Source organism: Paraburkholderia sp. Clong3 (assembly GCF_050436485.1).
Taxonomy (GTDB): domain Bacteria; phylum Pseudomonadota; class Gammaproteobacteria; order Burkholderiales; family Burkholderiaceae; genus Paraburkholderia; species Paraburkholderia tuberum.
Genome location: NZ_JBNDMH010000004.1, coordinates 178417 through 197862 on the forward strand (window position 1 = coordinate 178417; position 19446 = coordinate 197862).

At 60.5% G+C, this 19446-nt stretch carries 20 protein-coding genes, 1 pseudogene and 1 other annotated feature; of the genes and pseudogenes, 15 read left to right on the plus strand and 6 right to left on the minus strand.

Features of this window, described 5'->3' with window-relative positions; genetic code table 11:
* Positions 1-73 precede the first annotated feature (73 nt).
* Together OKW30_RS38825 and OKW30_RS38830 are read left to right on the plus strand one after the other, a co-directional pair.
* Positions 74-1213: a primase-helicase zinc-binding domain-containing protein gene (locus OKW30_RS38825; RefSeq protein ID WP_429349341.1), complete on the plus strand. Its 1140-nt coding sequence runs from the start codon at positions 74-76 to the stop codon at positions 1211-1213.
* Positions 1214-1317: 104 nt separating this feature from the next.
* Complete coding sequence (locus OKW30_RS38830) at positions 1318-1542, plus strand: hypothetical protein (protein WP_429349342.1); 225 nt, start codon at positions 1318-1320, stop codon at positions 1540-1542.
* Between the two features lie 76 nt (positions 1543-1618).
* On the opposite strand, the gene OKW30_RS38835 is transcribed toward OKW30_RS38830, so the two are convergent.
* The 4 genes from OKW30_RS38835 to OKW30_RS38850 all read right to left on the minus strand — a co-directional run bounded on the left by OKW30_RS38835 (position 1619) and on the right by OKW30_RS38850 (position 3508).
* Positions 1619-1843 carry a hypothetical protein gene (locus tag OKW30_RS38835; RefSeq protein ID WP_429349343.1) on the minus strand — a complete coding sequence of 75 codons (225 nt, stop codon included), beginning with the start codon at positions 1841-1843 and terminating at the stop codon, positions 1619-1621.
* Positions 1844-1884: 41 nt separating this feature from the next.
* Positions 1885-2040, minus strand: a complete 156-nt coding sequence (locus OKW30_RS38840) for a hypothetical protein (RefSeq protein WP_429349344.1) — start codon at positions 2038-2040, stop codon at positions 1885-1887.
* Positions 2041-2135: 95 nt separating this feature from the next.
* The gene (locus OKW30_RS38845) at positions 2136-2492 is read right to left on the minus strand and encodes a hypothetical protein (protein ID WP_429349345.1); all 357 of its coding nucleotides are present in this window, start codon (positions 2490-2492) and stop codon (positions 2136-2138) included.
* Entirely contained in the window at positions 2489-3508 is a 1020-nt protein-coding gene (locus OKW30_RS38850) for a PRTRC system protein D (protein WP_429349616.1), read from the minus strand. Before OKW30_RS38850 ends, OKW30_RS38845 begins: the two co-directional genes overlap by 4 nt.
* A 1096-nt stretch (positions 3509-4604) precedes the next feature.
* On the opposite strand from OKW30_RS38850, the gene OKW30_RS38855 reads away from it, so the two are divergent.
* From OKW30_RS38855 to OKW30_RS38895, 9 genes and pseudogenes are all read left to right on the plus strand, one after another.
* The gene (locus tag OKW30_RS38855) at positions 4605-5756 is read left to right on the plus strand and encodes a phage integrase N-terminal domain-containing protein (RefSeq protein WP_429349346.1); all 1152 of its coding nucleotides are present in this window, start codon (positions 4605-4607) and stop codon (positions 5754-5756) included.
* A 128-nt stretch (positions 5757-5884) separates the two neighbouring features.
* A protein-coding gene (locus tag OKW30_RS38860; protein ID WP_429349347.1) for an IS3 family transposase occupies positions 5885-7119 on the plus strand; the annotation gives its coding sequence in 2 pieces (ribosomal slippage) (positions 5885-6176 and positions 6176-7119; 1236 coding nt in all).
* Positions 6166-6282: a sequence feature (AL1L pseudoknot), on the plus strand. Its footprint overlaps the gene before it by 117 nt.
* A gap of 268 nt (positions 7120-7387) precedes the next feature.
* Positions 7388-7864, plus strand: coding sequence for a helix-turn-helix domain-containing protein (locus OKW30_RS38865; protein ID WP_429349348.1), 477 nt, complete (start codon positions 7388-7390; stop codon positions 7862-7864).
* Positions 7865-7873: 9 nt separating this feature from the next.
* Positions 7874-8767, plus strand: a complete 894-nt coding sequence (locus OKW30_RS38870) for an ImmA/IrrE family metallo-endopeptidase (RefSeq protein ID WP_429349349.1) — start codon at positions 7874-7876, stop codon at positions 8765-8767.
* A gap of 260 nt (positions 8768-9027) precedes the next feature.
* Positions 9028-9684 (plus strand): annotated as a pseudogene (locus tag OKW30_RS38875) (helicase-related protein); the annotation flags it as partial.
* Positions 9685-10188: 504 nt separating this feature from the next.
* Positions 10189-10431: a DUF3717 domain-containing protein gene (locus OKW30_RS38880; RefSeq protein WP_429349350.1), complete on the plus strand. Its 243-nt coding sequence runs from the start codon at positions 10189-10191 to the stop codon at positions 10429-10431.
* A 129-nt stretch (positions 10432-10560) separates the two neighbouring features.
* Positions 10561-11580 (plus strand): ATP-binding protein, encoded by a 1020-nt coding sequence (locus tag OKW30_RS38885; RefSeq protein ID WP_429349351.1) that lies wholly within the window; start codon positions 10561-10563, stop codon positions 11578-11580.
* Positions 11581-11691: 111 nt separating this feature from the next.
* Entirely contained in the window at positions 11692-12642 is a 951-nt protein-coding gene (locus tag OKW30_RS38890; protein ID WP_429349352.1) for a hypothetical protein, read from the plus strand.
* Between the two features lie 7 nt (positions 12643-12649).
* Positions 12650-13936: a vWA domain-containing protein gene (locus OKW30_RS38895; RefSeq protein WP_429349353.1), complete on the plus strand. Its 1287-nt coding sequence runs from the start codon at positions 12650-12652 to the stop codon at positions 13934-13936.
* 133 nt (positions 13937-14069) lie between these two features.
* On the opposite strand, the gene OKW30_RS38900 is transcribed toward OKW30_RS38895, so the two are convergent.
* Positions 14070-14333: a hypothetical protein gene (locus OKW30_RS38900; RefSeq protein ID WP_429349617.1), complete on the minus strand. Its 264-nt coding sequence runs from the start codon at positions 14331-14333 to the stop codon at positions 14070-14072.
* A gap of 135 nt (positions 14334-14468) precedes the next feature.
* Positions 14469-14936 carry a hypothetical protein gene (locus OKW30_RS38905; RefSeq protein WP_429349618.1) on the minus strand — a complete coding sequence of 156 codons (468 nt, stop codon included), beginning with the start codon at positions 14934-14936 and terminating at the stop codon, positions 14469-14471.
* Positions 14937-15207: 271 nt separating this feature from the next.
* Between OKW30_RS38905 and OKW30_RS38910 the strand changes: the two genes are divergently transcribed.
* The 4 genes from OKW30_RS38910 to OKW30_RS38925 are packed head-to-tail and all read left to right on the plus strand — an operon-like array spanning position 15208 to position 19425.
* Positions 15208-16254, plus strand: coding sequence for a CpaF family protein (locus OKW30_RS38910; protein WP_429349354.1), 1047 nt, complete (start codon positions 15208-15210; stop codon positions 16252-16254).
* A gap of 18 nt (positions 16255-16272) precedes the next feature.
* Entirely contained in the window at positions 16273-16665 is a 393-nt protein-coding gene (locus tag OKW30_RS38915) for a conjugal transfer protein TrbC (RefSeq protein WP_429289884.1), read from the plus strand.
* A gap of 40 nt (positions 16666-16705) precedes the next feature.
* A complete protein-coding gene (locus tag OKW30_RS38920; protein WP_429349355.1) occupies positions 16706-16969 on the plus strand; it encodes a conjugal transfer protein in 264 nt (87 codons plus the stop codon).
* A complete protein-coding gene (locus OKW30_RS38925; RefSeq protein WP_429349356.1) occupies positions 16963-19425 on the plus strand; it encodes a VirB4 family type IV secretion system protein in 2463 nt (820 codons plus the stop codon). The genes OKW30_RS38920 and OKW30_RS38925 overlap by 7 nt, the downstream gene beginning before the upstream one ends.
* Positions 19426-19446: the final 21 nt, after the last annotated feature.

Sequence of the window (19446 nt, forward strand, 5' to 3'; positions counted from 1 at the left end):
GCTTTTTTGAGCATGCGTTCTTACGCCTGTCTCAGGCACCGACCTAACCCACTTCCGCAAAGGAGAGTGACTTATGAGTTTGAATGGAAGGGAACTCACGCCCGAGCAGTACGCGTGGCTACAGCGCAAGCTGAAGGAGTTCACGCGCTCCCCGGAGCAATGGATCTCGTTACTCGTGACCTATGGCGTGCCTGCTGACCGTCTGACGGGCAAGGCGTGTGCATGTCCCGTCTGTGGCGGCGACGATCGGTTCACCTACGACAACAAGCGTGGGCGAGGCGACTGGGTGTGCCGCCATTGCAACAACGGCGATGTGATGGCGGGCGACGGCCTTCAGTTGATCACACGCGTCAACCGGATAGGGCTGTACCGGCTGATGCGTGAGATTGACGGTGGTCCTGCGCCGCGGGCAATCCGTATGGCTGGAACTGCTGAGCCACCAAAGCCGAAACGTAAGGCAAGCCCGGGGTTCACTGCCCGGCGTCTGAGCTCGATGTGGGATGCTGCAAAACCACTGTCGGCGGGCGACCTTGTGATGCGTTATCTGGGCGCCCGCGTTCCCGGCTTGTGTGTTGCACCGTCGCCGGCGCTGCGACTCGGCATGCTCGAGTACCGGCACGAGAAGAAGGTTATCGGCAACTGGCCAGGCATTCTCGCGCGGTTCGAATTGCCCGATGGACGTCTGGGTACGCTGCACCGGACATTTCTTGAACGATCGACGCCCGCAAAGGCGCAGATCGTGTCGGCCGACGGCGAAATCCTCGACCCGAAACTCAACGACATGACGCTCAATCCGCTTGCGGGCGGAGCAGTGCGTCTGATGGAGCCAGTCAATGGCGAAATCGGTGTCGCCGAGGGGCTCGAGACGGCCTGTGCTGCGCACATGCTGTTTGATGTGCCGACGTGGTACTGCCTGAACATCGGTCTACTGCGTCAGTTCGTTGTGCCGGAAGGTCTGGGTATCCGCGTCGTGCACATCTTCGTTGACTTCGACGCGGTCGATCCAAAGACCGGCAAGTCGGTCGGCGTTGCGGGTGGCGTCGAGCTCGCGAAGCGTCTGAGAGCCGAAGAGTTCACGGCCATCGTTCACCGGCCGCGTGTACGCGGAACCGACTTCGCTGACGAGTGGGTTGCACGGTGCGCGAATGCCGTGCCGTCGATGGAGACTCGTCGCGGCGTTGCGGAAGCTGCGCACCTTGCAGCGCTCGTCTGAACCATTGCAGTAGGCGCGGCTTTAGCCGCTCATCTTTTATCTCGCCCGGCGGGGATTTTCCCCGCCGGGGAATGTCACGTCGGGCTATTTTTCTGGAAAAGAAAATGCGCTCGTTTCAAGTACTCGTCGGTGGTTTTGCGATCGTTGCCACGAACGGTGCCGAAGGCGGCCGTCAGCCGGTTGCCAAGTCAGAAGCAGTGACGTTCGATGTGATTGCCAGGAAGGCAGCAGGCAATACGCAATACGCCAGCCGCGATCAGACATTTACCGAGGCGTGGGATTTCTGCACACGCCGTCTTGCTATCGTTGCAGCCAAGCGGCCGCATTGATACGTTGGAAAAGAAAGCGGCTCCCCCGGAAAGGGGAGCCGCTTTTTTTTTTCGTCTGCGCGTTCTGTTCGTTTTTTTAGGATTTCAGGATGGTCAGGCAAATTGCGACAACGATAGCGAAAACCTTCCACAGCCGCCAGATTTCGCTCGACCACACCGCGCCAGCCGCGCCAGTGAGTAGCAGCACGACGCACAGATCCATGTCCACCACGTGCTTGCTCGCGAGCATCGCGGCGAACCACCACAGGGCGACCGACGCAACAAAGATGATCCCGCGGCGTGCGAAGAACGGCAGCGCCATGAACTTGCTGTAATACGAAGTCGACCAATCGATAGGGCCCATTACTCAGCACCCTTCTTCCGGTTCGTGTACCACACGAGCACATCGTAGCTGTACCAGCCCGCAACGCAGGTAGCCGCAGCCGTCGCGAAAAACAGCCACGTACGCGGTTCGCTGAGCGGCAGGCCGCCGCGCACGATTTCGATCAGTTCCAGCATACAACCTCCAGTTATTGTTGCACCGGTGCAAGGCGCCCCCGCGCCATGAACACTGCTGCCATAACCCATTTTCGCATCCCCACACAGAAGTCAAGTCAGCCAAGGAACGCTGCGAACTGGTCGGCAATATCCTCGACGTCGTGCGACTCTTCGGCCGTCGCTCCGTTGACCGGTTGTTCCGCTCTGTAACCGACCGGTTGCTTGACGTCGCTCAATGATTCTGTCGGGGCAGGCGTCGAAGCAGAAGGCAAGCGTGACCCTGGTGTATCGGAAGCCTCAGGCATAGCGACCGGCCGGCTGTCGGACACGCCCGCGCCCTGAAGCGCGGACTCAGCGAGCAGTCTAAGGATCGTTGCACGCTGGCGCGCTGAGCTGGCCGCGCTCAATCGCGCGTACAGTGCCGGCGTGGTCACCTCGTCGATGACTAGCTTCATCCTGAATTTTTCGTTCATGCTTTAGCGGTGGCCGTGCGTTCGCGGGTGAGCCCCGCCTCGCCAACGATCAGGAAGCCTTTGACGTTCGCCGTGCAGGGCGTCTCGATCACTTCAAGTGTGACCCGCGGGAACGCTTTGCGGATGACCGGGGCGTACAGAGCGCCGCCGCCGCCCGAAAGGATGAGGGACCGCACGTTGGTGAGCTGGCCGACGTTGTTTTGCATTTCCTTGACGACGCCTGCGATGACCGGCTGCGACTGTTCAAGATAACCGTCCAGGTTGATGTTGTTTCCGTAGAAGAAGAACGGCTTGCGTTCACGCAATGCCTTGTCGATGAGTTCGATGTCTTCGACCTGTTCGTCCTGGTCGCGCGAGATCAGCGCCGCGATGCGCTGGTAGATCTGTGAAGCACCGCCCGGGATGCCGTCGCTGCGCTTGTCGTCCATCGTGAAGCCGTTCGCATAAACCCAGTCGGTCGTGAAATAGCCGACGTCGACGACAAGGTGAGCGCTGTCACGTCCGAACTCGCTTTGCCGGTTGGTGGATGCGGCGACGAGCGAGCCGAGTGGTTGTGGGATGACCACCACCTTGTCGACGCTGACGCGTCCCGCGCCGAAGTCGAGGGTGCCCGTGAAGCGGTCTCGCAATGCGCTCGAGTACTTGCTCATGTTGTGTACGGGCAGGCCAAGAACGAGCCGTTCGATGTGCGTCACACCCGCGAAGTGGATCGCGCCAGCAAGAAGCGCAGCGTAGTTGTCGGACAGCACGAAGTCGTTGGACAGTGCGCGCCCGGTATTGCCATAGGCTGCGGTAAGCGATACGTCGGGGCCGACTTCGTATTCGATCTGCTCGATGACGACAGTTGCGACCTTGCGAGACGCGAGCACGCTATCACCGTAACCCGAGAGGGCGCGGCTGGCAGCGAGTGGCGCGAGAGACGGGAACATGCCCGTGGCGATGGTGCCGCTTGCCGCACGGTGAGCGTGTTTCGTGTTGCCGTAACCGACGTCGACAGCGAAGACAGAAGTTTTCAAGTTGACTCCGTTTTTCCAAAATGAAAGGCAAAGTGACACTTTGGATGGCTCGTACAGGTTTGCTCGGCGAAAAGTGTCACTTGAGTGCCACTTTGAACGGCCTGATCGCGATTGCTTCGAGCAAAGTGGCACTCATGTGTCACTTCAACCTCGTTTGAGTCTATCGAGCGCCCATCAAAGTCAAGTCAACAAAAGCCAGCGGGTTCTGCGCAGCTTTCGGGCGGTGCATGTGTTCAATTCGCCTCTATCCTTGGTTCACCTACCGCGTCGATGACGCATCGAATCAGAGTGCAAGGCACTCGCACGTCCATATCCCCAGGCCCGCAACGGGCCAGAAACAGGCAAGTGACCGGGCCGCACAATGAAGCGGCCTTTTTCTGAAGTAAATCAAGTCCACGATGGTCCACCATGAGGACCCCCGGACAGTGCGATATCCATACGATTGGCGGCGGTTTGCCGCGATGTGACGCAATGAGGACATGTGGAGAGGCCGGACACCGGACACTTTTCGCATGCTCATCTGCGTTTGCACACGCCCTTTCAGCAATAGCTGGGTGTGCTCACGAAGCCCGATACACCGCGGCGGAGATGAGCGACTTGGGGGCGGGGGAAGTCTTGCGGGCCGGTAGAGACCGGAGCGCCGCGATTCCCTGACGGAAGAGGACACGGCGTACCGCGGCCGTACAAGAACGCGTAACGGGTTTTGCCCGGCATGAGCACGAAGTTGAACAACTGTAGTGCTGGCAGGGTAGCCACGAAGCTGCACGGCGCGGGAATCCTCCGCGCAGCGCGTCGGCAGGGATGCCTCGCGCGGAACACATCGGTAGCGGATTGCGCGAAGCGCGACCCCTGCCGACAGGCGGCAGGTTGGACGGTCGGAATGCATGCTCTTCCCATGCGTCTGGTCGATCGGATGGAATCGCTAAAGGACAGGAAGGCAGGACCCACGCGACGGGGACACGGCGCAGCCGCGACAGTGGCGGCAACAAAAGGGCAAACCCGGGCGGTCGGTAACGGCATCAGGTAGGGATGCTGCGACCATCGGGTCGGATGTGATGGCACCGAGGCAGCGCGGCAGCGTTGCAAGGGATTTCGGATGGCTGCAATTCTCAATGTAAGAGCAATCGTCAATAGCTACGGTTTTGGTCCCGAGTTCCGGGATGCGCTGCTCGCGCTCTTCGACACGCACGTCGCGCAGATCCACAGCACCACCCGGATCAGCCATAAGGCGCTGTCGGTCAAGACGCAGGAACGGCGGGCGACCGGGCTATGCAAGTCGTTCAGGGAGTTGCGGGAGAACGGCTATGCGCTGCAGACACCGTGGTCTCTCAAACACAAGCACATCGGTTTTCTCGTCAGGCACTGGGTCGCTGACGGCCAGAGCGGTGGCACGATCGAGAACAAGCTGACGTACCTGCGGGCGATCGCGCAGTGGATGGGCAAACCGAAGCTTGTGGGAACACTCGCGGACTATGTTGACCGCCGCGAGCACGGGATTGTGCGCAGCTATGTCGCAACGGAGGACAAGTCGTGGGAGGCACACGGCATCGATGCAGCAGCGAAGATCGAGGAGATCGCCCGGACCTGCCCCTATACGGCGGTGCAGCTGAAACTGCAGGCCGCGTTCGGTCTGCGCATCGAGGAAAGTTTCATGTTGCGCCCGGTTGAGGCGGTGCGCAATCCACAGATGCTGGCCGTCGTACGTGGGACAAAGGGCGGACTTCCACGCGAGGTGCCGATCGAATCGAAGATGGCGATTCTTGAAGAAGCGGCGAGGTTGAACAATGGCGTGACGGGTTCGACCGTGCCGGCTGGCCGCACGCTCAAGCAATGGCGTGACTGGTATTACTACGTGCTGGAAAAGCACGGCGTGACGAAAGCGGGCCTGGGTATCACGAGCCACGGCCTGCGTCACGGATATCTGCAGGCGCTCTATGAGCGGACTGCGGGAACGCCGGCGCCGATCAAGCGGGCCGGTGAGCGCCCGGATCCGCAGGTGCATCACGAAGCGATGCGCCGCGTCGTTGAAGCGGCGGGTCACAGCCGCGTGACCAAAGCGAATGCGTACCTGTCGACATTCGCCAGACAGGAGCGGCTACAAAAGAAGTTGCCCACGGTGGAGGAGGTGCGCGAGGCGCTCAGGATTGCCGACGGCAACAAGAGCCACGCGGCCACGGCGCTTGGTATATCGCGTCAGGCGCTCTATCGGATACTGGGGGCGGCAGCGGGCGCGATTGAGCCAGTTTAGTCGCGGAATGAAAGGGAATTTGAGATGCCATATGCCCGCTCGGGAGTAACCGGAGTGGAACACAATGGAGTCTCTCTCTGAACCGCCCCGGATTTTGTGGAGGCTCCAACTCTTGAGAGAATGGAGCCATGAACAAGAAGGTAACCAAGTTTTTCCCGGAAGTCCGGGAGCGCGCAGTGCGGCTGGTGCGCGAGCAGCGTAGCGAACATCCGTCGATGTGGGCGGCGGTCGAATCGATTGCGCCCATGATCGGCTGCACACCGCAGACACTGCACGAGTGGATCAAGCGCGACCAGGTCGACCACGGTGAGCGCGATGGCGTGACCACAGACGAGCGCGAGCGCCTCAAGGCCTTGGAGCGCGAAGTCAAGGAGTTGCGTCGTGCCAACGAGATTCTCAAGGTCGCGAGCGCGTTTTTCGCCCAGGCGGAGCTCGACCGCCGTTTCAAGTCCTGAAGGCCTTCATCGATCAGCATCGCGACACCTTCGGGGTCGAGCCGATCTGCAAGGTCTTGCGGATTGCCCCGTCGGGTTACCGACGCCATGCCGCGCAGCTTCGTGATCCGTCGCGGCGCTGTGTTCGCGCAATCCGCGATGAACGTCTGCGGCCGGAGATCAAGCGTGTGTGGCAGGCCAACATGCAGGTCTACGGCGCGGATAAAGTCTGGAAGCAGATGAACCGGGAGCGTATCGCGGTGGCGCGCTGCACGGTCGAACGGTTGATGAAGCAACTGGGTTTGCGCGGCGTGATGCGAGGCAAGCGTGTTCGCACGACTGTTCCTGATGCCATAGCCCCGCGCCCGCTGGATCGGGTCAATCGCCAGTTCAAGGCGGCACGGCCGAACCAGCTCTGGGTTTCGGATTTCACCTACGTTTCGACGTGGCAGGGCTGGCTGTATGTGGCTTTCGTGATCGATGTGTTCGCTCGCCGTATCGTCGGCTGGCGAGTCAGCAGCTCGATGACCACGGACTTCGTTCTGGATGCACTTGAACAGGCGCTTTACGCGCGGCGCCCGGGCGACGACGGAACCTTGATACACCATTCGGACAGAGGGTCCCAATACGTCAGCATTCGCTACAGCGAACGGCTGGCCGAAGCGGGCATCGAACCGTCGGTCGGCAGCCGGGGCGACAGCTATGACAACGCCTTGGCTGAAACGATCAACGGTTTGTACAAGGCTGAACTGATTCATCGCCGCACCTGGAAAACGCGGGAATCCGTTGAACTAGCAACGCTGGAGTGGGTGGCCTGGTTCAATCATCATCGATTGATGGAACCCCTCGGCTATATCCCGCCCGCCGAAGCTGAGGCAAACTACTATCGGCAACTTGAAACAGCTGCCGCAGAACCCGCATCAACTTAAACCAACCAGCCTCCACGATTCCCGGGGCGGTTCAGAGTAGGTGGAGTGCTTGTTGCAGAGGCCATTTTTCATAGTGAGGCAGAGAGATTCGGCGGTCGCATCGGTTTGCATGCGCTGCCTAGAGCCGAAGATTTCTACAGGACTCAATGGAAGATGGAGTCCCTCGGGCCGGATCCCAATTATTCCAATCTGCTTTACTTCGAAATGACCACGGAGCGCGCCACCGAGTTCTTGAGCCCTTGATGGGTGAACTGAACCGGAGACAGATATGGCACACAGAATTCGTCCGTCCGCGGACTGGTACCGTCGGAAGATTTTTTCGATGGAAGACAATGACTATCTCATTGGGCCCGCTCTTGATCCCGAAACAGAAGAGCAGTCTTTGGAAGACAGCGCCAACGCTGTGCTTGCGTTTGGGTCGCTTCTTCGCCTGGAGCGTCGCAATAGTCGCCTGACGGTTGCTGAACTAGCCAGAGCGATCGACGTTGACGAGGCAGAGATCCGCAACATCGAGCATGACCCCAACTACAGGGCACGGCCGCGTACCATCCTCGGTATTGCAAAGCATTTTGATCTTCCGCCAAAGGAAGTCATGAAGCTAGCAGGAGCAGCAGCCTCGAATGACGACCGCTTTGTTGAAAAAGCGATGCTCTTTGCTGCACATTCCGATGATCTGGGTGGCTTGACCAGAGAAGAGAAACAGCTTCTGAAGGCGTTTGTAGAATACTTACGAGAGAACAAATAGGGAGGCGCCGTGAAGGCGTTGGTCGGGGCAAGAGAGCAGCGGGATATTGAACGGCTTGTGTCGAAAATTTTGCGCGATCTCGGTAATCCCGAGCCGCCGCTACATCTGGACCAGGTGAGGGATGTGCTCGCGCTCGACCTCAAATACTACTCCACAACGGACGTTGGTCCGCTGGCCGAGATTGCTCACCGAATCAAGGTTGCCGGAAAGCAACTCGTCGCTCGACCGGGGCTTATGCTGGATGTGCTGAAGAAGGCGAAGCTAAGCGGACTTTGGCTACCTGACGATCGCCGCATTTTCATCGATCAAGAGCTGCCGCCGGCCAAGCATCGTTGGATTGAAGCGCACGAAATTACCCATAGCGTTGTACCTTGGCACAAGGAATTTTTGCTGGGCGACGACGAGTTGACGCTGGACCCTAGTTGTCACGCGATGATTGAAGCTGAAGCCAATTTCGGAGCCGGGCGGCTAATCTTCTTCGGCGATCGCTTTGCAAGGGACGCCTTGGATTGTGATCCAACCTTCAAAAGCATCAAGCGACTCCAAGGCAACTACGGGAACACGCTGACTTCCACGTTCTGGCGATTTGTTGAGGACCGCGACCCGGAGATCGCGTCTTTCGGTTTGATCAGTCAACATCCGCATCACGCTGATATCGGGCAAGGCCCGGGAGGAGAGCCTGTTCATCGATTTGTGGCGTCCGCCGGGTTTCTCGCCCGCTTTCCGCACATTGGATCAATGGACGTCTACTCTCTTGTCCGGCGTAACGCGTCATGGCGCAGAAAGGGGCCGGTTGTTGATGGCATTGATATCTTGACAGACGCCACCGGTTCGGCCGTCAAATTCGCCCTAGACGGCTTCTGCAATTCATACCAGGTTTTAACGTACGGACGCTGTATTTGATCTCGGGCACCGAGGTGCGTTTCTGTACATATCAACTCTCAGGTTGAAAGTCGTGGGTGCCCTGCCTCTATTGCACTGAGTCACCTCGACTGACAAGTTGAACACCAGCGCTCAATATCCTGTTTCTGGTCAGCAGGACCTCATTGATTGAGGCCAGCTTGGCGACTTGCGCGCGTAGGGTCTCAATCTCCTGTCGGAGGTTTGGGTTCTTCTCTTTCTCCAAACTGAGCGCATGGTGCTTGGCGTCCCGCTGATCCCGACTGGCGCGCCCCTGCGCCGTGCACTTCGCCGCCAACTATCCACAGTACGGGATGGAGGGCGTCGCACGGCTCGCGGGTCTGACGAGCAAGCAGCGCGCGGTCATTGCCCGTATGCGGGAAATTGCCGCAAAGGGGCAGCAGGCGATCGTGTTTGCTGAGAATCCCGGCGTGCTTAATGCGATCGCCAGGGAATTGTCATCCGGTGGTGTGGATACGGTTCTGTTTCATGGCGAGATTCCGATCAGCAAGCGGGTCGCCGACAAGGACCGGCGGTTCATCACCGGTCGGGCAACGGGGCTGCTGTCAACGAAGGCCTCCGGTCGTGCGGGTTACAACCTGCCGAACGCGGACTACGTGCTCTTTTACGAGCGGTCGTGGACGTGGCGCATCGAGTATCAGGCGATGCGGCGCGCGCTGCGCTGGAACCGCAAGGGCGTGCTGAATGTGGAGTATTTCCATCTCCCGGGTAGCATCGATGAGTATCAGGCGCAGATGGTTGCGCACAAGCGCGATTCGATGCAGGCGGGACTGGACTGGGCGACCCCCGAACTCGAGGACGAAACGTTTCTGCACATGGATTCGCTTCTGGATCGCTTCGTCGAGGATCTGGCAAGCGTACATGATCACACCGCACGCGATATGCGAGCAATTTTGAAGGTAGGGCTGCATGAAGGAGTCACAGGTAAGCGTGTTAGTCGGCGACGGTGTCGTGACGCTCAAGCGCGAAGGCACGAGGCGCGCAGTCGTGGCGAGTGTGCTTGGTCGCATCGAGCGCGACGGCATCGAGCTGCTGTGTCTTGATCGCCTGGGACACGAAGCCCATGAAAAGGCGTTCGTCGGCTGGAGCGTTTCAGGCGCCGTGACCACGATGCTCTCACGTGCAATCCCAACGGGCGTCGAGCCTGCTGTTTGAGTTCTCCCGTGATTTCCAGGAACCATGTCATTTAATCAGCCCGGCAGATCATCGCCGGTTTTTTTTTGCCGAAAGCGGGGTCGATTTTCCAGGCTTTCCAGGCTTTCCCGACATGTGTCAGCCGGTATCGTTGGTGAACCTACCGCGTCCATGACGCATCGACCCGCCGGAGATCCGGCAACAAGTCCGCCCCTGGGGATCACGTCCTTTGGGGCGTCGTTCAGGGGCGCTTCCTTCGAGGACTTCCCATGAACCATCCGAGCGCTGTTTCCGGAACACAGGACGTTTCGATCGCCCAGATCGAAGGCGCAATCGACGTGTGGCGCAACCGCAATCCGGCAATCTCCGACGAGGACGTGCTGGTGCTGTGCGCTGAAGCACGCTGTCTCGCCAATCTGTACGGCACGATGATTTTCACCCGCGCGACCGCTGTACCGCGCGAGACGCTTGCCGAAGCTCAGCTGGCCGCTCTGGCTGGCGCGCAGGCGTAAGGCACAACCGTTTCCCCGCGTCTGTCGGACGCATCGAAGCGCCGCATCTGCGGCACATCCAGCTCGCCCCTCAGGGACCACGTCCCCCGGGGGCGTCGTTTCGTGGGGCATTTCCTTTTCAGGTACCCCATGAAAATATCTCCCTCGCAACTTCGCGAACTGCTCATCGCCTACGTTCCGGCCCGTCTTCCGGTGCTGGTCACCGGCGCACCTGGCATTGGCAAGAGCGACATCGTCGATCAGGCGGCTCGCGAAACCGGCCATGATCTGCTCATCAGCCATCCCGTCGTTGAAGACCCGACCGACTCGAAGGGGCTGCCGTTCCCTGACGGGAGCGTCGCCCGTTTTCTGCCGTTCGGGGATCTCGAGCGCGCGTTGAACGCGACAACACCGCTGCTCTGGTTCCTTGACGATCTGGGACAGGCGTCACCGACCGTGCAGGCGGCCAAGATGCAACTGCTGCTGGCACGCCGCATTGGCGAACACGTGTTGCCCGATTGTGTCACGTTCGTTGCGGCCACCAACCGGCGCAACGACAACGCAGGCGTGTCAGGCATTCTCGATCCCGTCATCTCGCGTTTTGCGACGGTGGTGGAGCTCGAGCCATCGATTGCCGACTGGACAGCCTGGGCGGTACGCAACGGGATTCCGGCTGAACTGATCGCGTTTCTGCGGTTCCGGCCGGATCTGCTGTCTGTGAAGAAGACCTCGCGCGATATCGAAAACGCACCGAGCCCCCGCACCTGGGGTTTTGTTGCGAAGACGATGCCGGTCGTACCGAAGTCGCTCGAACTCGTCTCCTACGCGGGTTCGGTGGGCGAGGGTGCAGCGAGCGAACTGATGAGCTTTCTCGCCATCTACCGCGAGCTGCCATCGCCTGACGCCATCATCCTGTCGCCGGACACGGCGCCGATCCCTGGAACACCGGCCGCGCTGTATGCGGTCAGTTCGGCGCTTGCGGCGCACTCGACTGAAGGCAACTTCGAGCGGGTGCTGACCTACAACCAGCGGCTGATCGACGAGGGCCACCGTGAATTCGGTGCGCTCCTCGCCCGTGACGCCGTCCGTCGCAAGCCGGAACTGCAGAACACCCATGCGTTCATTCGCGCGCAGGGTGGTCCGCTCGGTCAGATCATCCGCGGCGAGTAACACGGCCGCATTTTTCGCTTCCATCTTTCCTGTTGCCACGGCCCGCCTTTGCGCGCGCCGTGGCTTTTTTCTTTCTGCGCAATCCAATCCCTTTCTATTCTGGAGTTTTCCATGAACATCACTGAACTGAAATCCCGCGTCATGCTGTCGGCCGTCACGGTCTCTGCCTGGCAGGCGCGCTGCTTTGACGTGAAAGCGACTGAAGAAGTCGAGAAGAACCATCAGGCGAAGGACATCGGGCGCTTCAACAAGCGTCTGTTGCCCGAGCATGCGCCGAGCTACAAGGAAGTGGTTTCGATCGGCAATCGCATTCGCCGCTATCACTACGATCACTCCCTGAAGTACGAACAGCTGGGCGTGCGGCTGCTGCCGACAACGATCTATATGGACTTCGCCGACCAGATGCGCAAGATGAAGGATGAATTCGACCTCGCTGTTTCCGTCTTCCTGACCGACTACCCGAATCTCAAGGAACAGGCACGGGTAGAACTGAACGGGCTGTTCAACGAGGCGGACTATCCCACGCTTGCCCGCATGTCGGAGAAGTTCGGCGTCAAGCTGGCGGTGCTGCCGTTCCCTGACGCGAGCCAGTTTGGCGTCGATCTGCCCGCCGACGTGCTGACGGATCTTCGTTCGGAAATCGACCAGCACGTGCTTGCCTCGATCTCGACGGCAAATAACGATCTGGTCGGGCGTCTGTATGAAGCGGTCTCGAAACTGGCCGACAAGCTGTACGGTGCCACCGATGTTCGTCTGGGCGTCACCAACCAGGTGCGCGAACTGTGCGAACTGCTGCCGAAGCTGAACTTCACGAACGATCCGAAGCTCAACCACATCCTCGAGCAGGCGAAGACGCATCTCGCGGTTCACACCGGCGCGGATCTGAAGGAATCGCGCGTGCTGCGTTCGCAGGTCGCCGCCAAGGCCTCGGAAATCGAGGGGCTGATGGCAGCGTTCATGGGCGGAGCACCGGAGCCGATGGCGCATCAGGTTACGACGTTCGCGCCGCTGGAGCAGGTTGTCCAGCCGGAGCCGACGCCGCTTCTGCGACTCGTCGCCTGAGGTGGCCATGGACCCGCGTATCTCGAAGCAACGCACCGCGCTGGTTCTCGATCAGCCTTTCTTCGGGGCGCTCGCGCTCCGGCTGAAGGTTGTCGAAGATCCATCGTGTAAGACGTTCTGGACCGACGGGGAATCGCTGGGCTACAACCCGGCGTACCTCGGTGGTCTGAACGATCTGGAGACTCGGGGCGTGATTGCGCATGAAGTCCTGCACGTGGCCAACGGCCACTGCTGGCGTCAGGGCGATCGCGATCCGAAACTCTGGAACGACGCCTGTGACTACGCGATCAACCCGATCGTGTATGACGCAGGCATGCTGCTACCGAAAGGCGTGCTCGTCGACGCCCGGTTCAAGGGCAAGTCGGCCGAAGAGATTTACGGCATCCTCGCGCAGGAGAAGCGGCAGAAGGAGAAACAGCAGGAGAAGCAGCAGGGCAAGGGCAAGCAGGACGGTGGCAAACCGGATGCGCAGTCTGGGCAGCAATCGGCTCAACCGCCGAAGCAGCCGGACCGCGCACCCGGGGGCAACAGCCCGCCACAGTCCACCAACGCGAACGGCGCGACCACACCGTCCGCGAGCCCCGACCCTGGCGCGACTGCAGATGCCGCTCCCTCCTGTGGCGAGGTCCGTCAATACAGGGGTGACGACAAGGCGCAGAAAGAAGCCGACTGGAAGGTCGCCGTGCTGCAGGCCGCGAAAGCGGCAAAGATGCGCGGCGTCCTGGGCGGTTCTCTGGAAGGCATGGTCCAGCTGGCGGTGGAACCGGTGGTCGACTGGCGCACGATCCTGCAACGCTTCGCGCAGGAATCGTCGCCGACTGACTACAGGTTCGCGATGCCCAATCGCCGGTATCTGCACATGGGACTGTATCTGCCATCGCTCAATGAACCGGCGGTCGGCGATGCGGTGTTCGTGCGCGACGCGAGCGGTTCGGTGTTTGACGCGACGCAGGCTCAGTTCGACGCTGAAATCCTCGTTGTCAATGAGACTGTACGGCCACGCCGGCTGATCGTGCTGGACTGCGATACGCGCGTAAAGCAGGTGCAGATCTTCGAGCGCGGCGACGCTGTCGAGCTGCTACCGGTGCGCGGCGGTGGAGGCACTTCGTTTGTCGATCCGTTCAAACGGCTGGCCGACGAAGGCATTCACCCCGCGTTTCTGGTCTATCTCACCGACATGGATGGAACGTTCCCGACTGATGAACCGTCGTATCCCGTGCTGTGGGCCTCGACCAAGCCGCTCAGGCGCGCGAAGAAAGCACCGTTTGGCGAGATGATGGAAGTGATCTGCTGAGGGGCGATGTGACTGCCCATTCTTTTGAACGAAAGCCCGCCGATGTGCCGGGCTTTTTTTTCGCCCGTTGGTTTCCGTTTCAGGCGAAAAGGTCGAGCTGGCGCGGGTCGGTCTTCCCGCTGGCGGCCATGGACTACGACTGCGGCGCTGGCTTCGGCTCGATGCGAAAAAAATCAGGGCTGACACCGGCGTTTCTGGCAGCCCGTAGCCAGTCGGGCATGTCGCCCAGTCCATTCCATTCGTTGTCCCGCGCGTCGCGATAGAGGGGCGCATTGTCGAGATCGTGCTGGATAGATGCCGCGAGTGCCTCCGGCGTGATGCCGAACTCGTCCATGCGCCGGCGAAGCCAGATGATGAGCCGCTCGCGCGCCTCGCCGTCGGCGATTTTTCCTTTCATCGTTGTGCAGTGGAAGCAGGCAAGAAAAAAGCCCGCACGGAGGCGGGCTGAATCCATATCGGAGGAGACATGGAGGAGACGGGAGTGAGTATAAACCCGTATTCGAAAACGTGCACGTTGGGTGCGGACTGGCGTTCACGCCCGCTTGCGGGCGATCTGATGATCGAATGATTCGCCGGCGCGGAAGCGGGCGAGTCTTTCGCTCGCGTCGGCGATCGCAGCGACTGGCGCCCGCTGAAGCTGATAGTCGTAGGTAGCAACGATCGTCGCGAACTGCGCAAAGCCATCATCATCGAGCATCCACACGCCGCTATCGCGGCCGCGGTCGAATGCCGATGTAATCGCCCGTTCGGCGCACTGCATCTGTTCGAACGTTGCTGAGCCGTATCCAGCTTCCGCCAGCAGCCCCGTCAGGATCATCACCTGGCACAGGGTCTGGGCAGCGTTCACGTTGCCTTGACCTCGTCGCATTGCGTCGAGGGCTATGTGCACCTGCAGGGAAAGTTCATCCGCCTGGGCGCGCGGCATCGGCAACAGCAGCGTTTTCGCGCGGCGGGCGCGGGCGGCCTGCGGGTTTCTGGAAAACGGGAGGGTTCTTGCCATTGAAGCAGGGTGGGGTGGATGGGCAATCGCGCCGCAGACATATATCACAGTTTTCCGGTTGCGATCAGACCGAAAGCTATACGGTTTAGTCGAGCTTTCTGGGTTAAACCCGTTAGCCGGCTGACGCACACGGGAGCCGGGTGCCGGAGTCGAGTGGCGTCACGCATGCCTATGGTCGATTACATCCAGCGCGACGCTTGCCCCGAAAGCTCGCTGATTTGACCGTTCTTTCGGTCTGCTTCAGGGCCTGGCCAGCCTGAACAATAGCAACATGTCAGAAGCCGCCGATAATCCCCTGCTCAAACTGCGCCCGCTCGAAGAGAGCGCGGTTCGCATGTTTTTCGAGTCACTGCGTCCGTTGCGCGAGTGCTTTGACGCGCCCGACGTTGCCGAAATCATGATCAACGATTTCGGCAACATCTGGATCGAGCGCCGCGGCCAGATGCACCGGCTGGACCTCACGCTCAACGAAGCGGTGCTTGACGGCGCGATCAGCGCGCTCGCGGCATCGGTCGACAAGTCCGCGGTCGCTGGCACCGCACAGGGGATTATCAACGCGGGTCACAAGAATCTCCGTATCGCATCGGTGATGCGGCCGACCGCAATCGACGGCAACGCGATGTCGATCCGCAAGCACCGCGACAAGCACCTCTCGCTTCACGACTACGTGAACATGGGCGCGTTCTCCCTCGTGAACGCTCGCCAGGAAAAGGAACTCGATCTCTTCCCGCCGGGCATCCAGGACGATGCACTGCGCGAGGCCCTGACCGCGATGGTGCGAGCCCGGCGCAACGTGCTCGTCGCTGGGGGCACGTCCTCGGGCAAAACCACATTGCTCAACGCGCTCAACGCCCAGATTCCTGAGGACGAACGCGTCATCACGGTCGAGGACACGATGGAACTGAAGCTGAGCGCGCCAAACCGCGTCCGGCTTCTGTCGAACCCCGACAAGGGCGTGACGACCCAGCTGCTTGTCGCCCTGTGTCTGCGCTTCAGGCCCGACCGGATCATCGTCGGCGAAGTCCGAGGCGGCGAGGCCTATGACTTCATCCAGGCATTGAGCACCGGCCACGACGGCGGCATGGGCTCGATCCACGCCAACGACGCGCGTGGCGGTCTGAGCCGCCTCGAAAGTCTCGCCATGCTCGGCGTGCCGCCGGGCAGCCGGTGGGAACTGGCGGATATGCGAAAGGCGGTGGCCGACTGCTTCCACTACGTCATCCACCTTCGCCGCACAGGCGAGCTGCGTCACGTTTCGGAAATCCTCGAAATCAGGGGCTTCAGGGACGGCGACTACGTTCTCAACCGCGTTTTCTAACCTATCGGAGTGCCTTTAATGAAGAAGTATCTGCCCGAGTTTCTCGCTACCGCGCGCGAGCGCACGCGAGCGTTGAGCCGTTTCATCTGGACCCGCTTCCTGACGCGCCGGGAACTGCGTTCGACGGTAGTGGGCGCATCGCTTGCAGCATTGGCACCGTTCGCCTCGGCCACCGACCTGACCGATCTCGGTTCCGCGACGGACGTCATCTGTCTGATCTCGGCCTATATCAGCGGTCCTTGGCTGTACGGCATCGGCATTGTGCTGATCATCGTCGGCGCCGTCGCGATCGGCAACTCCGAAAGCACGATCGGCAAGATCATCTCGACGGTCTTCGTCGGCCTCGGCCTCGCAGCGTGTGCGATTCCGATTGTGAAGAACCATCTCCACATCACCTACACCTGTGCGTAAGCCCACCCGCGTCAGCCGTTCGCTTTCGCTGCCTCGCCAGATGGGCGGGGCAGATCGCGGACTCGCGATCGCCAACGGCACGATGACCATGCTGCTCTGCTATAGCAGCATGACGCCGACTTTCCTCGTCGTGGGCATCGCTGTTCACTGGCTGTTGCGCTGGAAAAGCTCGAAAGATCCGTGGTGGAAACAGGTCATGCTCGTCTACAACCGCTACGCGGACGTCTATGAGCCACTGCCGACCGCGAAGTTTTCGGCCCGGTTCAAACGTCCCTATGGATTCGATCAGGACCTGCCATGCTGAAGAAGCGCCTGAAGCGCCGCTCAATCCAGGAAATCGCCCCCTGGGCGACGATGGTCACGCCCGAACTGATCCTGGACAAGGACGGTTCGCTGCTGACCGTCTATACGTTTGATGGCGTGGACGCCGACAGCCCGAACGCCTCCGATATTTCGGCCGCGCGCGACAACCTGGATCACGCCTGCAAGAACTTCGACCACCGGATCACCGCATGGTGGAAGCTCTCGCACCGCCGCATCAAAGGGGATATCGGCGGGACGTTCGACTCGTCCATGGACGCGCGCGTCGACAAGATCAACCGCGCCCATGTCGCTAGCGGGCGATATTTCCGCAACACGCACTCACTTGCGCTTGCCTTCACGCCCGAAACCGGCGTCAACAAGATCTTCGAGAAGGTCGCGTACCACATGACAGTGGGCGGCAAATCGATGCCGCTTGCCATCTTCGAGACCGTCAAGGACTCGGTACTCGCGCGTAGTGCCTTCGCGTTCGATATCGAGCGGCTCACGTCGGACATCAAGCGGTTCGAAGGCGTGATCGATGCGTTCAATGGCGGCGTCACGCGCCTGAGGATGAAGCGTTTGCAGTTGCAGAGCGCGCTCGCGTTTCTGCATCAGGCGGCCAATCCGTCCGTGCCGCCCCGGCGCGTGCGCTATCCCGTCACGATGCTGGATACGCACCTGACCGAGAGCGAAGTCACGATCGGCGCCGACACGCTGATGTTCGAATCCGCGCACGGCAAACGGTACGCGAAGGTCATCGCCGTCAAGGAGTGGATGGGTTTTCAGGAGGCGGCACTGGACGTACTCGCGGAAGTCGACGCCGAACTGGACGTGTGCGTCATGTTCCGCTTCCTGGACACAACGAAGGCGAGCGCGTACATCGGGAAGATCCGCAAGTTTTACAAGGTCGCCGCGTTCAACCCGTGGTCGATCATCAAGGCGTATTTCTCGCAGGAGGAGCAGAAAAACGACGAAGGACGCGAGCGTCTCGCTGATGAAGCGGAAAAGGCGCTGGCCAAACTGGTCGCGGAAGGTCAGCAGTATGGGTTTGCGAACGTCTCGGTGATCGTCTATGGCGATACGGTCGACGAATGCGACGACGCAACGCGCGAAGTGATCGGCCGCATCGGCAACGCTGGCTTTGGCGTGATCCTCGAGCGCGACAATCTGTTTGCCGCATGGCAGACGACGCTGCCGGGTCGCTGGGACCAGCAAAGACGCCTGCAGTTTGTCGAAACGCCGGCTGTGTCCGACATTGCCCCGGTGCGCAGCGTCTCGGAAGGCGACACGGTCAATGCGTGGCTCACGCAGCAGTCCGGCGAGAAGACGGGGCCACTCACGATGTTGCCGACGCGTCACAAGACGTTGCAGCGCGTGAGTCTGCACCATCCGGGCGGTAAGTCGCACGCGCTCGTGATTGGTCCGATTGGAGCGGGCAAGTCGATCTTTCTGAATTTCCTCGTCTCCCAGACCGCGCGCCACAAGGCGCGGCGAATCCGATTCGACAAGGACCGTTCGACCCGCATCCCGACCATTCTGGCGGGTGGAAAATTCGTCGATGCAACGGGGCGCTTTGAGGCGTCGACCTCGGTCAATCCGCTCTCGCTGCTGCACGATGAAAAGCACTTCCCGTACGTCGCCGAGTGGGTACAGATGGCGATCGAGGACGATGACTTCAGATGCTCGCCGCAACAGCAGCGCACGATCTTCGAGAAGGTTACCGTCCTCGGGAAGGGCTACCCGCGCGAGCTGTGGACACTATCCAACCTCAACACCCTTCTGCCGGTGGAGCTGCGCGAACGGCTTGCGGTCTGGACCCAGGGCGAAAAGAACGGCCGTTTCTTCGATCACGTCGACGACGCATTCTCGCTTTCCGACGACATCTCGATCGAAATGGGGGATCTGTTCCAGAACTATCCGGTGGCTGCGGCGCTTTTCATGGACTACGCGTTCTACCGGATCGCTCAGTGGCTCGATGGCAAGCGCTACACGGTCATCGAGGTCGAGGAGGCGGGCTTCTTCTTCCAGTATCCGCGCTTCTACCAGCGACTGGAAATCTGGGCGGTGACGATCCGCAAGCTCAATGCCACGTTGCTGCTCGCGACGCAGTCGCTGTCCCAGGTAGCCCGGATTCCGAACTTTGAGATTCTCAAAGAGAACATCCCCAACATCTTCTATCTGCCCAACAAGGATGCAAAGAACAACCTGCATCTGTATCGCGATCTGTTCGGGCTGACGGAACACCAGATCGACATGCTGGCCAACGCTGTGCCCAACCGGGACTACCTGTGGGTGACACCGGACCAGACGCGCATGCTGCAGGCCAGCTTCCCGAAGGAAACGCTGGCGATGCTGCGCTCGGACGGCCGCGCGCAAGCCGTGCTCGACAGGCACTACACGTCCGGCGCACCGGACTGGCGCGACGCATACCTGCGCGAAATGATGACACTCGACTAACCCGACCTGAAAAAAGGAAAT

Excerpts from the sequence above, each read along its gene's own strand:
- OKW30_RS38825 (WP_429349341.1), top strand. The coding sequence starts at position 74 with ATGAGTTTGAATGGAAGGGAACTCACGCCCGAGCAGTACGCGTGGCTA.
- OKW30_RS38830 (WP_429349342.1), top strand. The coding sequence starts at position 1,318 with ATGCGCTCGTTTCAAGTACTCGTCGGTGGTTTTGCGATCGTTGCCACG.
- OKW30_RS38835 (WP_429349343.1), bottom strand. The coding sequence starts at position 1,843 with ATGGCGCTGCCGTTCTTCGCACGCCGCGGGATCATCTTTGTTGCGTCG.
- OKW30_RS38840 (WP_429349344.1), bottom strand. The coding sequence starts at position 2,040 with ATGCTGGAACTGATCGAAATCGTGCGCGGCGGCCTGCCGCTCAGCGAA.
- OKW30_RS38845 (WP_429349345.1), bottom strand. The coding sequence starts at position 2,492 with ATGAACGAAAAATTCAGGATGAAGCTAGTCATCGACGAGGTGACCACG.
- OKW30_RS38855 (WP_429349346.1), top strand. The coding sequence starts at position 4,605 with ATGGCTGCAATTCTCAATGTAAGAGCAATCGTCAATAGCTACGGTTTT.
- OKW30_RS38865 (WP_429349348.1), top strand. The coding sequence starts at position 7,388 with ATGGCACACAGAATTCGTCCGTCCGCGGACTGGTACCGTCGGAAGATT.
- OKW30_RS38880 (WP_429349350.1), top strand. The coding sequence starts at position 10,189 with ATGAACCATCCGAGCGCTGTTTCCGGAACACAGGACGTTTCGATCGCC.
- OKW30_RS38885 (WP_429349351.1), top strand. The coding sequence starts at position 10,561 with ATGAAAATATCTCCCTCGCAACTTCGCGAACTGCTCATCGCCTACGTT.
- OKW30_RS38890 (WP_429349352.1), top strand. The coding sequence starts at position 11,692 with ATGAACATCACTGAACTGAAATCCCGCGTCATGCTGTCGGCCGTCACG.
- OKW30_RS38895 (WP_429349353.1), top strand. The coding sequence starts at position 12,650 with ATGGACCCGCGTATCTCGAAGCAACGCACCGCGCTGGTTCTCGATCAG.
- OKW30_RS38900 (WP_429349617.1), bottom strand. The coding sequence starts at position 14,333 with ATGAAAGGAAAAATCGCCGACGGCGAGGCGCGCGAGCGGCTCATCATC.
- OKW30_RS38905 (WP_429349618.1), bottom strand. The coding sequence starts at position 14,936 with ATGGCAAGAACCCTCCCGTTTTCCAGAAACCCGCAGGCCGCCCGCGCC.
- OKW30_RS38910 (WP_429349354.1), top strand. The coding sequence starts at position 15,208 with ATGTCAGAAGCCGCCGATAATCCCCTGCTCAAACTGCGCCCGCTCGAA.
- OKW30_RS38915 (WP_429289884.1), top strand. The coding sequence starts at position 16,273 with ATGAAGAAGTATCTGCCCGAGTTTCTCGCTACCGCGCGCGAGCGCACG.
- OKW30_RS38920 (WP_429349355.1), top strand. The coding sequence starts at position 16,706 with ATGGGCGGGGCAGATCGCGGACTCGCGATCGCCAACGGCACGATGACC.
- OKW30_RS38925 (WP_429349356.1), top strand. The coding sequence starts at position 16,963 with ATGCTGAAGAAGCGCCTGAAGCGCCGCTCAATCCAGGAAATCGCCCCC.